This is a genomic window from Pseudocitrobacter sp. 2023LY-00077, from assembly GCF_055796175.1.
The window spans coordinates 199365-214322 of sequence record NZ_JBSPEI010000003.1; the positions used below are offsets into that span (position 1 = coordinate 199365).

16 protein-coding genes are annotated in these 14958 nt (G+C 55.1%); 11 read left to right on the plus strand and 5 right to left on the minus strand.

From position 1 onward, the window contains the following. Positions 1–147 precede the first annotated feature (147 nt). The gene (locus tag ACWWFX_RS05305) at positions 148–846 is read right to left on the minus strand and encodes an autotransporter domain-containing protein (protein WP_276218970.1); all 699 of its coding nucleotides are present in this window, start codon (positions 844–846) and stop codon (positions 148–150) included. 153 nt (positions 847–999) lie between these two features. Between ACWWFX_RS05305 and tag the strand changes: the two genes are divergently transcribed. Then, positions 1000–1581 carry a DNA-3-methyladenine glycosylase I gene (gene tag / locus ACWWFX_RS05310; RefSeq protein WP_276219327.1) on the plus strand — a complete coding sequence of 194 codons (582 nt, stop codon included), beginning with the start codon at positions 1000–1002 and terminating at the stop codon, positions 1579–1581. Next, positions 1559–2005: an N-acetyltransferase gene (locus ACWWFX_RS05315; RefSeq protein WP_276218972.1), complete on the plus strand. Its 447-nt coding sequence runs from the start codon at positions 1559–1561 to the stop codon at positions 2003–2005. Before tag ends, ACWWFX_RS05315 begins: the two co-directional genes overlap by 23 nt. On the opposite strand, the gene ACWWFX_RS05320 is transcribed toward ACWWFX_RS05315, so the two are convergent. Next, positions 1968–4247 carry a molybdopterin guanine dinucleotide-containing S/N-oxide reductase gene (locus ACWWFX_RS05320; protein WP_473223418.1) on the minus strand — a complete coding sequence of 760 codons (2280 nt, stop codon included), beginning with the start codon at positions 4245–4247 and terminating at the stop codon, positions 1968–1970. The two genes, ACWWFX_RS05315 and ACWWFX_RS05320, sit on opposite strands and share 38 nt — an antisense overlap. 222 nt (positions 4248–4469) lie before the next feature. Here ACWWFX_RS05320 and ACWWFX_RS05325 point away from each other — a divergent pair, with 222 nt between their 5' ends. From ACWWFX_RS05325 to ghrB, 6 genes are all read left to right on the plus strand, one after another. Further along, positions 4470–5132: an OmpA family lipoprotein gene (locus tag ACWWFX_RS05325; protein ID WP_015962556.1), complete on the plus strand. Its 663-nt coding sequence runs from the start codon at positions 4470–4472 to the stop codon at positions 5130–5132. Positions 5133–5227: 95 nt separating this feature from the next. Beyond that, the gene (locus ACWWFX_RS05330; RefSeq protein ID WP_473223364.1) at positions 5228–6244 is read left to right on the plus strand and encodes a LacI family DNA-binding transcriptional regulator; all 1017 of its coding nucleotides are present in this window, start codon (positions 5228–5230) and stop codon (positions 6242–6244) included. 100 nt (positions 6245–6344) lie between these two features. After that, complete coding sequence (locus ACWWFX_RS05335) at positions 6345–7094, plus strand: sugar phosphate isomerase/epimerase family protein (RefSeq protein WP_473223365.1); 750 nt, start codon at positions 6345–6347, stop codon at positions 7092–7094. Positions 7095–7097: 3 nt separating this feature from the next. Continuing rightward, on the plus strand, positions 7098–8036 hold the full coding sequence (locus ACWWFX_RS05340; RefSeq protein WP_473223366.1) for a sugar kinase: 939 nt from the start codon (positions 7098–7100) through the stop codon (positions 8034–8036). Positions 8037–8190: 154 nt separating this feature from the next. Continuing rightward, positions 8191–9471, plus strand: coding sequence for an MFS transporter (locus tag ACWWFX_RS05345; protein ID WP_276218983.1), 1281 nt, complete (start codon positions 8191–8193; stop codon positions 9469–9471). Between the two features lie 21 nt (positions 9472–9492). After that, positions 9493–10470, plus strand: coding sequence for a glyoxylate/hydroxypyruvate reductase GhrB (gene ghrB / locus ACWWFX_RS05350; RefSeq protein WP_276218985.1), 978 nt, complete (start codon positions 9493–9495; stop codon positions 10468–10470). 75 nt (positions 10471–10545) lie between these two features. On the opposite strand, the gene ACWWFX_RS05355 is transcribed toward ghrB, so the two are convergent. After that, a complete protein-coding gene (locus ACWWFX_RS05355; RefSeq protein WP_276218987.1) occupies positions 10546–11256 on the minus strand; it encodes a DUF3053 domain-containing protein in 711 nt (236 codons plus the stop codon). 417 nt (positions 11257–11673) lie between these two features. Between ACWWFX_RS05355 and ACWWFX_RS05360 the strand changes: the two genes are divergently transcribed. The 3 genes from ACWWFX_RS05360 to cspE all read left to right on the plus strand — a co-directional run bounded on the left by ACWWFX_RS05360 (position 11674) and on the right by cspE (position 14032). Then, a complete protein-coding gene (locus tag ACWWFX_RS05360) occupies positions 11674–13044 on the plus strand; it encodes an aromatic acid/H+ symport family MFS transporter (RefSeq protein ID WP_473223367.1) in 1371 nt (456 codons plus the stop codon). A 223-nt stretch (positions 13045–13267) separates the two neighbouring features. Continuing rightward, positions 13268–13558: an HTH-type transcriptional regulator gene (locus ACWWFX_RS05365; protein WP_473223368.1), complete on the plus strand. Its 291-nt coding sequence runs from the start codon at positions 13268–13270 to the stop codon at positions 13556–13558. Between the two features lie 261 nt (positions 13559–13819). Beyond that, on the plus strand, positions 13820–14032 hold the full coding sequence (gene cspE / locus ACWWFX_RS05370) for a transcription antiterminator/RNA stability regulator CspE (protein ID WP_000014594.1): 213 nt from the start codon (positions 13820–13822) through the stop codon (positions 14030–14032). Between the two features lie 163 nt (positions 14033–14195). Here the strand turns inward: cspE and hokA (ACWWFX_RS05375) are convergent, their stop codons facing one another. Both hokA (ACWWFX_RS05375) and hokA (ACWWFX_RS05380) read right to left on the minus strand, forming a co-directional pair. After that, positions 14196–14348, minus strand: a complete 153-nt coding sequence (gene hokA / locus ACWWFX_RS05375; protein WP_456146862.1) for a type I toxin-antitoxin system toxin HokA — start codon at positions 14346–14348, stop codon at positions 14196–14198. 387 nt (positions 14349–14735) lie between these two features. Continuing rightward, positions 14736–14888, minus strand: a complete 153-nt coding sequence (gene hokA / locus ACWWFX_RS05380) for a type I toxin-antitoxin system toxin HokA (RefSeq protein WP_231825956.1) — start codon at positions 14886–14888, stop codon at positions 14736–14738. Between the last annotated feature and the right edge of the window lie 70 nt (positions 14889–14958).

Below are 14958 nucleotides of genomic sequence, written 5' to 3' on the forward strand. Positions count from 1 at the left end.
CTACGATAACGAAACCCGCGTATTCCATGGGGGAAAAAGGCATGAAGTGCGTTGAGGACGGAATGAAATGCACTGAGAGTGGAATGAATGACATTGCGTGCAGCTTATGCCCGATGGCGCGGTCTGTCGCCCGCGCCATCCGACAATCTAAAAGCGAGCGCTCACGCCCATGGTATAGAGGTAGTTAGAACCGGTGGTCATGTTGTCGGCCTGCGAGAGAGCCGCATACGCAGCAACATGTTGATTCAGCAGCATATCAGCGCCGAGCGTCACATCGACCCAGTTGCCTTCCTGATTGGTGCCCGGCATGCGATTAAGGCCTGACTGGGCTTTCCACTGATTTTCGCCGTACTGCTGGTTATAACTGACCTGCGCCCACGGATGAACACCCCACCAGGAGCGGGAGTCCACGCGCCAGCCCAGCGTGCTGATACTGGCATGCCACATCGGATCGGTATAACTGCCAATATCACCCGCGTCAGTAAATACCGCGCCAGGGGAGCCATCGTAGCTCCACGCGGCAACCGGCCCGGTCGTCAGGCCCGCCGTCAGCGGCATATTCCAGCCGATGCTCATTGATTTGGTCGCGTCCAGCGGCGTCTCATCCGGCATCGTCATCGCCAGACCGGGCCCATCGCTGGAAGCCTTGATACGTTCCGCCAGAATATCGTCATAGCGCGGTTGGTGATCGCTATCCCATGTATAGCGTTCAGCGGTACGACTTTCTGTGTCAGTCACGATATATTCTTGCTGCCAGGCGTGCGCCTGAGCCGTAAAGAGTAAGCAAAAAAAGACAGGCGCAGTCAAAACGGCTGGTCGAAAGCCAGTGCATTTCTTATCAATCATTCAAGCGACTCCAGAGTAGAGCCGAACCCGGCGATATTGTTATGTTTTTAGGGGGTGTGTATCCCTGTATTAAATATTGTCTTTTTATTTCTGGCGTCAAGCATGATTTGCAGGTTTTATTATCAGGTCAGGACCATGAAACAGGAGAAGGGTATGCAGCGTTGTGGTTGGGTCAGTCAGGACCCGCTCTATATCGACTATCACGACAAGGAGTGGGGCGTTGCGCAGAAAGACGGGCAGCAGCTGTTTGAAATGATCTGCCTTGAAGGCCAGCAGGCCGGGCTTTCATGGATTACGGTACTTAAAAAACGGGAAAATTACCGTCACGCTTTCCACCATTTCGACCCGCGCAAGGTTGCGGCCATGACGGAAGAAGACGTTGAGCGGCTGGTGCTGGATGCCGGAATTATCCGCCATCGCGGGAAAATTCAGGCCATTATTGGCAACGCGCGCGCCTGGCTGGCAATGGAAGAAAACGGTGAACCGTTTGCCGATTTCGTCTGGTCGTTCGTGGATAACACGCCCATCATCACTCAGGCGGCAGAGCTGTCCGGCATTCCAACCTCGACGCCCGCGTCCGATGCCTTATCAAAAGCGCTGAAAAAACGCGGTTTTAAGTTCGTCGGAACCACCATTTGTTACTCCTTTATGCAGGCGTGCGGGCTGGTTAACGATCACGTAACGGGCTGCTTCTGCCATCCCGGAGGCCAGCATGATCCGCAAGTGGACAGCTAAATCCCTCGACCCGGTGCTCACTCTGTGGCTGGAAAGCACCACCTTCGCGCATCCTTTTATTGATGAGCAGTACTGGCACGACAGCCTCGCGCTGGTACGCGACGTTTACCTACCGGCGGCGCAAACCTGGGTGTGGGAAGAAAATGACACTCTGTTGGGGTTCGTCAGCGTGATGGATAACCAGTTTGTCGGTGCGCTGTTTGTGGCGCCGCAGGCGCTGCATCGCGGCATTGGCAGCGCGCTGCTCAACGAAGTTAAGCAGCGCTATCCGATGTTAAGCCTGGAGGTGTATCAGAAAAATGGCCGCGCGGTGAATTTCTACCATGCGCTCGGTTTTCGCATCGAAGACGGCGCATGGCAGGAGGAGACCAAACATCCCACCTGGATTATGCGTTGGCAGGCGGATCAAACGCCGTTAGCGTAAGCGCCGGGCCGCGGTATTTCTCCACCCACGCCAGCGCCGTATTGCCCGCACAGCCATTCCCCAGCTTCGAGCTGGGGAGGTCTTTGGTCAGTACGTTGACTGCACCGTTTTTACAGATGCCTCCGGCCTGAAGGTCAAGATCCGGCCACGCGCCTTCATGCAGGCAAATCACGCCAGGCTTAATGCCGTCATCCACCACCGCGCCCGCCAGCACCTGCCCACGATGATTCCACACGCGCACCACATCGCCATCCTGAATATTTCGTGCACGCGCATCCTGCGGATGCAGGGTAAGCGGTTCACGCCCCGTAACCGCGTACTGCTCGCGCAGGGAAGTGTGATTGAGCTGGCTGTGCAGACGATGAGCCGGATGCGCGGAGAGCAGCTGCAACTGCTCTGGCTCGGCATTGCCGTGCCATTCGTCCGGCTCCAGCCACATCGGATGCGGCGGACAATCGGCATAGTTGAAACTGGCGATGCGCTCGGAATAAATTTCAATTTTCCCGCTCGGCGTTTTCAACGGATTGGCCTGCGGATCGGCACGGAAGGCCGCGAAACGGACAAACTGAGCGTTTTGTTCGCTGGTCGGCATTTCGATAAGCTGATTCGCCTGCCAGAATTCCGCAAACGGCGGCAGCGTAACCTGCTGGCTGGCGCCCCGCTCTGCGGCGATGCGGTAGAACGTTTCCAGCCATTGCAGGTCGCTTTTGCCTTCAGTAAAACGCTCACGCCCACCCGTTTCCCAGCGCTCGCTCAGTTCAGCGAAGACCTCAAAATCATCGCGCGCTTCACCCTGCGGCATCACCACGCGCTTCATCGGCACCAGGTGCTGATTACTGTAATCCCCGGTCATGGTGAGATCGTTGCGCTCGAAAGAAGTGGTGGCGGGCAGAACGATATCGGCGTGACGCGCCGCCGCCGTCCAGTTGCACTCGGAAATCACCACCAGCTCCGGGCGCTGCCAGGCGCGAATTAAGCGGTTGGTATCCTGATGATGGGTAAAGTTGGCGCCACCCGCCCACCAGACAAAACGGATATCCGGGAAGTGCCTGTCCATGCCGTTGTGCTGATACGGTGCGCCGGGGTTTTCCAGTGCCTCGACAATCCGCGCAACGGGAATTTTATCGACTGCTTCCACCCCGCCTTTTACCGCGCCCTGCATCGACGCCAGCACGGCTGCGCGGCGCGTTGGGTTGCCGCCGTTGGCAAAGTGATAGGAGAGCCCAAAGCCCCCGCCCGGCGTACCGATTTGCCCCAGCATGGCGGCGAGCGTCACCAGCATCCAGTGCTTTTGTTCGCCGAATTGCTGACGCTGCATGCCCCACCCCGCCATTAACATGGTGGTATTTTCGTGGAACAGTTTCGCCAGTTCACGGATTTTAGCCGCACTTACGCCACAAATGGCTGAGGCCCATTCCGCGGTTTTCGGCTGCCCGTCTCGTTCACCGAGCAGATAAGCGGCGAAGGTGTCGAATCCAGTCGTGCAGCGCGCGAGGAATTGCGCATCATGCCAGTCGTTTTCCACCAGCGTATGGGCAATGCCAAGCATCATCGCCACGTCAGTGCCCATATGTGGGGCTATCCACTCCATCGACTCGCCGAAGAAATCGACGGTCTCCGATCGCATCGGATCGATGCAGATCAGGCGCTTGCCGCTTTTACGCAGTTGTTCAAAGTAAGGAATGCCTTGTTCATCCGAAGCATTCCAGGCAATTTTCAGCGTATTCAGCGGGTTGGCGCTCCACAGCACCACCACGTCCGTATGCTCCAGCACCAGTGGCCAGCTGGTTTGCTGTTGATACACTTCGCTGCCGCCGACCACGTGCGGCATGATAGCCTGCGCCGCGCCGGTCGAGTAATCCCCCAGGTGCCCGGTGTAACCGCCTGCCAGGCTCATATAGCGCTGTAGCAGCGTCGCCGCTTTGTGGAGTACGCCATTTGATCGCCAGCCGTAGGAACCGGCAAAAATCGAGGACGGGCCATAAGTCTCACGAATACGTTTGTGCTGCGCGTGAATAAGATCCAGCGCCTCGTCCCAGCTTACCCGCACGAATTCGTCCTGCCCGCGCCCCCCCTTCGGCGACGCCGGCGAGGCCAGATAACCTTTGCGCACCATCGGGTAACGTACCCGCGTTTTACTGTGCACCTGATCGCGCACGGCGCTTTGCAAAGAGTTAACAAACGAGGTTTCAAGCGCCCCGCGCGAGGAAAAAACGGTTTCACCGTCCGTCTCGACGAGCATAGGGCCCCAGTGGGCGGCAGTTAAGATGGTGTGCGTTTTCGCTGTAGTAGCCAAAGCGTGCTCCTGAGTGTTCGATGCAGGTGTTGTGGCGATGAATGAATCATCACTCATTATTTTTTACATAAATCGGAGTTATGGAGGGAATTTTCCGCTTATTTCCACGTCATAATCAACCGTCACGGACGCCGTGGCAAAGAATAAAAAAAGGATTAAGGAATTAAGATGAAAAAAAGCGTACTGATGATTGCTGCCGTTGTGAGCGGAGCTCTGGCAGTTTCTGGCTGCACCACTAACCCTTACACCGGTGAGCGCGAAGCGGGCAAATCCGGCATTGGCGCCGGGATCGGCTCTCTGGTCGGGGCTGGCGTTGGCGCACTCTCTTCGTCGAAGAAAGATCGCGGCAAAGGCGCGTTGATTGGTGCGGCAGCGGGCGCAGCCCTTGGCGGCGGCGTCGGTTACTACATGGACGTGCAGGAAGCCAAACTGCGCGACAAAATGCAGGGAACCGGCGTGAGCGTGACGCGAAATGGCGACAACATCGTGTTAAACATGCCGAGCAATGTCACTTTCGACAGCAGCAGCGCAACGCTGAAACCGGCAGGCGCTAATACCCTGACCGGCGTGGCGATGGTGCTAAAAGAGTATGAGAAAACCGCAGTAAACGTAATTGGCTACACCGACAGCACCGGCGGCCAGGACCTGAACATGCGCCTGTCTCAGCAACGTGCGGATTCCGTCGCCAGCTCGCTGATTACGCAGGGCGTAGCGGCAACGCGTATTCGTACCAGCGGGATGGGCCCGGCGAACCCTATCGCCAGCAACAGCACCGAAGCAGGCAAAGCGCAGAACCGTCGCGTTGAAATCACTTTAAGCCCTCTCCAGTAATACATCAGCCCGGTAACGCCTCGTTTACCGGGCAAATCACTTGCTTAGCCAGATTTTCGCGCTAAGGTGTTCTCACTTTGCAAAGAGAGGCCCCTATGGCGAAATCAACACGCCCGACTATCAGCGACGTCGCAAAAGCAGCGAAAACCGGTAAAACCAGCATCTCCCGTTACCTTAACGGCGAGAAGCATCTGCTTTCCGATGCGCTTCTGGCGCGTATTGAAAACGCCATCGCCGAACTCGATTATCGCCCCAGTCTGATGGCGCGCAGCCTGAAGCGTGGCCGCACCCGCCTGATTGGCCTGATTATCGCCGATATCACCAACCCCTACTCGGTTAACGTGTTAAGCGGTATTGAGGCCGCCTGCCGCGAGAAAGGCTTCACCCCGCTGGTGTGTAATACCAACAATGAGGTCGATCAGGAGCAGCATTACCTCGACCTGCTGCGCAGTTATCAGGTGGAAGGGATTGTGGTCAATGCCGTCGGGATGCGCGAAGAGGCGCTCAATCGTCTGCAACAATCCTCACTGCCGATGGTCCTCATTGACCGCAAAATTCCCGATTTCGCCTGCGACGTGGTGGGGCTCGATAATACCCAGGCGGCCACGACCGCCACCGAACATCTGATTGACCAGGGTTTCGAAGCCCTGCTGTTTCTCAGCGAACCGCTGGGCACCGTCAACACCCGCCGCGAGCGTCTGGCGGCGTTTAATGCCACGCTGGCGCGCTACCCTGGCGTGCTGGCCGAAAATGCGGAAGTGCCGCTGGCCGAGAATGCGCTGATGGATAACACTCTGCGCCAGTTCCACACCCGCTATCGCGGTATGCGCAAAGCGATTATCTCTGCCAACGGCGCGCTCACGCTACAGGTTGCCCGCTCGCTCAAACGCATCGGTTTGAACTGGGGCAGCGATATCGGCCTGCTGGGTTTCGATGAACTAGAGTGGGCAGAACTGGCAGGCGTCGGCATCACCACCTTAAAACAACCCACCTGGCAGATTGGTTTTGCGGCGGTCGAACAGGTCGTGCGCCGCATCGAAGGTGGCAGCACCGCCATCCATGAACAGGTTTTCTCTGGCGAACTGATTATCAGGGGATCAACCTCCCGTTAACGAACCTTCGTGATGACGATCATAAATTCAACATCCTGAGCTTTTCTTTGGAACCGGTTCCATCTAGCGTATTAACCATACGATGACGCTGGAGTTCCCCATGAAAAGACAAATTATCGTGGTTACTGCCGCTTACGGACATGACCAGGTCCGCGCCGCGGGTGGCCAGGCGGCGATGCTGCCGATAATCGCGAAAGCGGGCGCGGATGGTGTAGAAATCCGCCGCGAGATGTTCAACGATGCCGAGCTAAATGCCCTGCCTGAGCTGGCCCGCGCGATAGAAGCACAAAAATTACTGGCCTGTTATTCCGCCCCTGAGCCGCTGTTTCTTGCCGACGGCACGCTTAACCCGCACCTTCCCGCCCTGCTCGAAGAAGCCCGCACGCTGAACGCCCTGTGGCTGAAAGTTTCCCTTGGTCATTTCGAGCGCAAAGCGCCGCTGGAAACCCTGCGCACCTGGCTGGAAGTCAGCGGTATGGCGCTGATGGTGGAAAACGACCAGACCGAATGCGGCCAGCTGCCGCCGATGCAACGTTTCAAAGCCGCCTGCCGTGTACTCAACCTGCCCGTGCGCCTGACCTTTGATATGGGTAACTGGCTGTGGGTCGGAAACTGCCCGCAGGAAGCGGCCCAGCAGCTGGCTCCTTCAGTGTGCTACATCCACGTCAAAGCGGCGACGCCTCACCATGACAGCTTCCGCGCCGTGCCGCCGGACCCCATCAATACCGACTGGCTGGATGTACTGCGCGCCCTGCCCGCCGACGCGCCGCGTGGAATTGAGTTTCCGCTGGAAGGCAACGACCTGACCGCAGTAACCCGTCGCTATGTCGAACTGTTACGCGAGGATTAAGCAATGAATAAACAACTGGATGTCATCACCATCGGTGAAGCCATGGCAATGTTTGTGGCAACACAAACGGGCGATCTCAGTGAGGTTGAGCAGTTTATCAAACGTGTCGCCGGGGCTGAGCTCAACGTCGCGACCGGACTGGCGCGCCTGGGCCTGAATGTTGGCTGGGTCAGCCGCATTGGAGACGACAGCTTCGGCCAGTTTGTGATCAATAGCCTTAAAAAAGAAGGTATTGATGCGACAGGTGTCACCTGCGATCCGCGTTTCGCTACCGGCTTTCAGGTTAAATCTAAGGTCGAAAATGGAACCGATCCCATAGTGGAATACTTCCGTAAAAACTCAGCGGCCAGCCATCTTTCGCTCGATGACTTCAATGACAATTATTTCGCCAGCGCACGCCATCTACACTTAAGCGGCGTTGCGGCGGCGCTCTCTGACTCGTCCTACGCCCTGCTCGACCATACGGCCCGCACGATGAAAGCACAGGGCAAAACCATTTCATTCGACCCGAACCTGCGCCCGGTGCTGTGGAAAAGCGAAGCAGAGATGGTGGAAAAACTCAACCACCTGGCGTTCCAGGCCGACTGGGTTTTACCTGGTTTGAAAGAGGGCATGATCCTGACCGGCCAACAAACACCGGAAGCCATCGCCGATTTCTATCTGGCTCATGGTGTAAAAGCGGTGGTGCTGAAAACCGGGGCAGACGGCGCCTGGTATAAAACCGCAGATGGCGAGAAAGGCTGCGTCGCGCCGGTAAAAGTCGACAAGGTGGTCGATACGGTGGGTGCGGGCGATGGCTTCGCCGTCGGGGTAATTAGCGCCCTGCTGGAAGGTCGCTCACTGCGTGATGCGGTAACCCGCGGGAATAAAATTGGCGCACTGGCCATTCAGGTTCAGGGCGACAGTGAAGGATTACCGACGCGTGAGGCGTTGGGGGAGTAGCGCCCTCACCCTAACCCTCTCCCTCAAGGGAGAGGGAATAGATTGTGCAAATTATTGGTTTCCCCCTCTCCCTGTGGGAGAGGGCCGGGGTGAGGGCACCAGCGCGCACCTTCCCCAAATAACACTCTGACCCTACAACTACAGAGGCAGGACTATGAATAGCTCAACCAATGCAGCCAAACGCTGGTGGTACATCATGCCAATCGTGTTTATCACGTACAGCCTGGCGTACCTCGATCGCGCAAACTTCAGCTTCGCTTCCGCCGCAGGCATTAACGAAGATTTAGGCATCACCAAAGGGATCTCTTCCCTGCTGGGCGCCCTCTTCTTCCTCGGCTACTTCTTCTTCCAGATCCCCGGCGCGATGTATGCGGAACGCCGCAGCGTGCGCAAACTGATTTTCGTCTGCCTGATCCTGTGGGGGGCCTGCGCCTCGCTCACCGGGATTGTGCACAATATTCCGATGCTTGCCGCCATTCGCTTTATTCTCGGCGTGGTGGAAGCCGCGGTGATGCCTGCCATGCTGATTTACATCAGCAACTGGTTTACCAAATCCGAACGTTCGCGCGCCAATACCTTCCTGATCCTCGGTAACCCGGTGACGGTGCTGTGGATGTCGGTGGTTTCCGGCTACCTGATTCAGGCGCTCGGCTGGCGTGAAATGTTCATTATTGAAGGCTTCCCGGCCATCATCTGGGCGTTCTGCTGGTGGGTGCTGGTAAAAGATAAACCGGCGCAGGTGGGCTGGTTGTCTGAATCCGAAAAAGCGGCGTTGCAGGCCGAGCTCGATAAAGAGCAGCAGGGCATTAAAGCCGTGCGTAACTACGGCGAAGCGTTCCGTTCCCGCAACGTCATTCTGCTGTGCATGCAGTATTTCGCCTGGAGTATCGGCGTTTACGGTTTCGTGCTGTGGCTGCCGTCGATTATCCGCAGCGGTGGCGAAAACCTCGGCATGGTTGAAGTGGGCTGGCTGTCATCTGTGCCGTATCTGGCCGCCACAGCGGCGATGATTCTGGTCTCCTGGGCTTCCGATAAAATGCAGAACCGTAAACTGTTTGTCTGGCCGCTGCTGCTGATTGCCGGTTTCGCCTTTATCGGTTCATGGGCGGTGGGCGCTAACCACTTCTGGATTTCCTACACTCTGCTGGTTGTCGCCGGTGCCGCAATGTACGCGCCGTATGGCCCGTTCTTTGCCATCATCCCGGAAATGCTGCCGCGCAACGTCGCTGGCGGCGCGATGGCCTTAATCAACAGTATGGGCGCGCTGGGATCGTTCTTTGGCTCCTGGTTCGTCGGCTACCTCAACGGCGCGACCGGTTCGCCGTCCGCCTCTTACATTTTTATGGGGGTGGCGCTTTTCGCCTCGGTATGGCTTACTCTGATTGTTAAGCCTGCTAAGAATCAACAACTTCCCGTTGGCGCACGCCACGCTTAAATCACACTTACGGAGAGTCGCATGAAGCCGTCCATTATTCTCTACAAGGCACTGCCTGACGATTTACTGCATCGCCTGGAAGCCCACTTTACCGTTACGCAGGTGCCAAACCTGCGCCCGGAAACCGTCCAACAGCATGCAGAGGTGTTTGCTAACGCCGTCGGCCTGCTGGGCTCCAGCGAAGCCGTTAACGAAGCGCTGCTGGAGAAAATGCCGAAGCTGCGCGCGACCTCGACCGTCTCCGTGGGTTATGACAACTTTGATGTTGATGCCCTGAACGCGCGTAACATTCTGCTGATGCATACGCCCACCGTTCTGACGGAAACCGTGGCGGATACGGTGATGGCGCTGGTGCTCAGTACCGCGCGCCGGGTGGTGGAAGTCGCCGATCGCGTAAAAGCCGGCGAGTGGAAAAAGAGCATCGGACCGGACTGGTTCGGTACCGATGTGCACCATAAAACGCTGGGTATTGTCGGGATGGGCCGCATCGGCATGGCGCTGGCTCAGCGCGCGCACTGCGGTTTCGGCATGCCGATTCTGTATAACGCTCGCCGCCAGCATCCGCAGGCCGAAGAGCGCTTCAGTGCGCGTTACTGTGACCTCGACACGCTATTGCAGGAATCCGATTTCGTGTGTCTGATTCTGCCGCTCAGCGACGAGACGCATCATCTTTTCGGTAAAGAACAGTTCGCGAAGATGAAATCCTCCGCCATCTTTATCAACGCGGGGCGTGGCCCGGTGGTAGACGAGCAGGCGCTCATTGCCGCGCTGCAGGCGGGTGAAATTCATGCCGCCGGGCTGGATGTCTTTGAGCAGGAGCCGCTGCCTGTCGATTCACCGTTGCTGACGCTGCCGAACGTCGTTGCGCTGCCGCATATCGGTTCTGCGACGCATGAGACGCGCTTTAACATGGCGGCCTGCGCGGTGGATAACCTGATTGATGCATTGCAGGGGAAGGTTGAGAAGAACTGCGTGAACCCGCAGGTGTTAAGGAAATAAAACGAATAAGGCGGGAATTCCCCGCCTTATTTCTGCCGGATGGCGAATTACGATAAGACGCCATCTAACATAATGTTACTTCGTCGCTTCTACTGCCGCAGTCCAGGCCTGAGTAAATGCCTGATGCTGGGAAGCCAGCGGGCCGATCAGCGAGTTGTACTGGCTTGCCTGCTGTGAGGTCGGGAACTGAATCCCGTTCGCCACGAAGCTCACCTGCTCACCCTGCTGCGCGACAAAATCACCGACCTGGACCAGCTGCTGCGTGAAGATTTGCGCCGCCGGGATCAACGGTTGCATCGCATTTGCAGGTGCCGTCACCACTTTGCTGTACACCTGATCAAAGACCGGCTTCAGGTCATCCGCCTGTTTCAGCGCCGCATGTGCCGCATCGGCCTGCATCTTCGCATTTTCCAGCTGCTGGCTCAGTACGCCCAACGAACCGTTCGCCTGACGCAGTGGCTCGCGCTGAGTCATATAATCCTGCGGAACGCGAATGGCGTTAACGCTATCGACAACCGGGCGCAGACCCGCATCCATCGCCTGGCTCACCTGCTGCGAATAGCCGTAAATGACGGCGTAATCGGAGACAAAGGGACCAAACTGTTTTTTCTGGTCAGCGGTCAGCGTTGGCAGACGTTCGCCCCCACGCATCACTGTATTTTGCAGGAAATCGACAAACGCTTTGCGCTGGTCGCCTTCTTTATCAAAACACCCACTCAGGCTAACAACCATCAACAACGCCGCAACAGGCGCAAACCAGCGAGAGCAGGACTTTCCTGTCGCCATTTTATTACTCCTTCAGCCAAAAAAAACGCAAACAGGCACCCGCGTGCCCGACGCTGACAAGGATAGTCCAGCAGCGCGCCGCAGGATACCTTTTCCTGACAAAGTTATGGCAGGAAATCACGATGGGGAAAGGGAGAAAACACGGATGTTAATACATTGTTGCGCACATCACATTTATGACCACAACTTTTACGCGAAATATTGTTATTAATCTATTGTTTTAAAATGATTTTAATCTTCTCGCGTGTTTGTCTCCCCGCAGGGAGTACGATAATCGCACACTTCCTGATTTCCCCTGCATTGTCGCCGCAAACGTTAAGTGTTTTGATGAATTGAACGATTACCGGAAATAGGTTCGATAATCGCACAACTTCATGCGGGAGAATCCTTCTCCCCGCTGTTTTCAGGAATTGCCGCATGACGAAGACAACCACGGATATTCAGGCTTTTATCAACGATCATCCCTTTTCTAAATACCAGTGGATGATCCTCGCATTATGCTTTGTGACCGTCGCCATGGACGGTTTCGATACTGCGATTATTGGCTTTATCGCTTCTGACCTGGTGCAGGAGTGGGGCGTGCAGAAATCAGATCTCGGGCCGGTGATGAGCGCCGCGCTGGTTGGCCTGGCGGTAGGTGCATTAACGGCAGGCCCGATGGCGGACCGTATTGGCCGCAAGAAAGTGCTGGTGCTGTCGATTCTGGTTTTTGGCGGCTTTAGCCTTGTCACTGCTTTTGCCACCAACCTCACCCAGCTTACGCTGCTGCGTTTCCTGACCGGGCTGGGGCTGGGTGCGGCGATGCCCAATGCCGCCACGCTGATGAGCGAATATGCGCCAGAGCGTCGTCGTGCGTTGCTGGTGAACCTGATGTTTGTGGGCTTCCCGATCGGCTCGTCGATGGGCGGGTTTATCTCCGCGTGGCTAATTCCACACTACGGCTGGCAGAGCGTGCTGATCCTCGGCGGCGTCATGCCGCTGGCGCTGGTGGTGCTGCTGATATTCCTGCTGCCGGAATCCGCACGTTATATGGTGGTCAAAAATCAGCCTCAACATAAAATTGCCGCCATCCTCAAACACATCGCCCCGGTGGCCGATAACGCGAGTTTTGTCTTGCAGGAAGCCGGACAGGTGAAAGAGAAATCGGCGCTGGGGGTGATTTTCTCGCCTCGCTATGCTGTCGGCACGGTGATGCTGTGCCTGACCTACTTCATGGGCCTGTTGATTTTTTATTTACTGACCAGCTGGCTACCGCTGTTAATTCGCGAAACTGGTGCATCGTTAAGCCAGGCGTCGGTTATCACCGCCCTCTTCCCACTGGGCGGCGGCATTGGCGTGCTTATCCTCGGCGTGCTGATGGATAAACTCAATCCCAATAAAGTGGTGGCAGTAGGCTACGTACTGACAGGCGTTTTTGTCTGCCTGGTCGGGTTCTCAACCAACAGCCTGGTGCTGATGGGCGTGATGGTCTTTATTGCCGGAACCATCATGAACGGCGCGCAATCGTCAATGCCGGCTCTCGCGGCGGGTTTCTACCCGACGCAGGGGCGCGCTACAGGCGTGGCGTGGATGCTGGGGCTGGGCCGTTTCGGCGGCATTCTGGGCGCATTCAGCGGGGCGTTCCTGATGCAGGCGGAACTCTCCTTCCAGACCATTTTCACGCTGCTGGCCATTCCCGCCCTGGTGTCAGCACTGGCGCTGCTGGTGAAACACATCGTCAGCCAGCGGCAAACGCTGAAAAGCGAAGCGGAAACGCCGGCATTGAACCGCAATACGCAGAAAGCCTGAGTTAGCGAACCGGCGGCTCAGCCGTCGGTTTTAGCGATTTTTACAAAATTATACCTGGCGAAGCCGTCATTGATTTTTGAGCGTTTTTCGCCCGATAGTTGACGGGTGAAAATGGATCTCACAAATAGTCACATTCGTGATCATCTTCTCATCGGAAATCCCGACTATTCTTAATTAGCTCTACGATATTCACGATCCCGCTGTGTGTTTACAGGAGTTATCAATGGAAGAAAAAGATCCAACAATTGAACTGCTGAGCAGTCTGGAACAGATTGTCTTCAAAGATGCATCACATGTGATTACCCTGACAGCAAAACCGTCCGTCTTTACGGAGTTCGAAGAGTTGCGTAAAGGTACCGGTTTGCAGATGACTGAGTTTGCCAAAGCGATGGGTGTAAGCGTATCGACAGTACAGGAATGGGAGTCCAGACGGGTAAAACCGTCCGCCACCGAACTCAAGCTGATGCGTTTGATCCAGGCAGACCCACAAATTTATCATCTCCTAGTTGATTGATATATAACACTTTTTAAGTATTTTAACGGTCCTTCTCAGGGCCGTTTTATGTTTTTTCTCAGATAACGTTTGCGTTTAGAGGCCGAAGTATGCGTTAATAGCTTCACGGTTTGACGCACAGACCACAAAGCAGTTGAGTAAAGCAGTTCCCTTCAAGGTTATCCATTGGTACCCCTCGTAGCGACATTTCCTTTACGCTTTAAATTCTGTAAAGCATGCCATATCGCCGTAAGGCTCACTTAATTTATAAAGGTAATTTCTATGTCCGGTAAAATGACTGGTATCGTAAAATGGTTCAACGCTGATAAAGGTTTCGGCTTCATCACTCCTGACGATGGTTCTAAAGACGTGTTCGTACACTTCTCTGCTATCCAGAACGATGGCTACAAATCTCTGGACGAAGGTCAGAAAGTGTCCTTCACCATCGAAAGCGGCGCTAAAGGCCCGGCAGCTGGCAACGTAACTTCTCTGTAAGTTTAAGCCGCTAAAAATTCGAATCCCTGCCCTCGGGCGGGGATTTTTTTTGCCTGCGATTTATCGTCGTAGACTTTAGTGATATTCATATCATAAAAAAAAGGGTGCATTGAAAATGCATCACACCGTAAGAAAGGCGGAGATCTCTCCCCGCCAAATGCTCTTACTTTTTATTTCCACAGGCTAAAAATGCCGCCAGCTCATTACCTCCCTGCTTGATATGTAATTCACACAGTGAATCTCTTACCATCCAGGTAAATAATAATAGCGTGAAACAAATCACTACTAAGCCAAATAACAAATGTTTTTGCGGCATTCCCAGCCTCCGGTGTTGATTTCCAACAAGCAAGAGGCTACCTTTATGGTGTTCATGCATAGAGGGGCCTCACTTTGATTTATAGTCAGGTGGGGCTTTTCTCTGTCTGCCTTTCGGTGATACCTGAGACAAACAGTCTCAAGCACCCGTCGCTATTCTAGCAAACACCTCGCACTCAAAAGAATTAATGTATTCTGAAAAAATTTTAGCGAAATAAATGTGTAAGTACACACACATTAATCGAATGATTATTACTTTTTAAGTACCCAATGAAAACAGCCATCCGTGATCGTACACAACAGGGTCATTCACATCATAAATAAAAAGGGTGCATTGAAAATGCATCACACCGTAAGAAAGGCGGAGATTTCTCCCCGCCAAATGCTCTTACTTTTTATTCCCACAGGCTAAAAATGCCGCCAGCTCATTACTTCCCTGCTTGATATGTAATTCACACAGTGAATCTCTTACCATCCAGGTAAATAATAATAGCGTGAAACAAATCACTACTAAGCCAAATAACAAATGTTTTTGCGGCATTCCCAGCCTCCGGTGTTGATTTCCAACAAGCAAGAGGCTACCTTTATGGTGTCTATGCATAGAGGGGCCT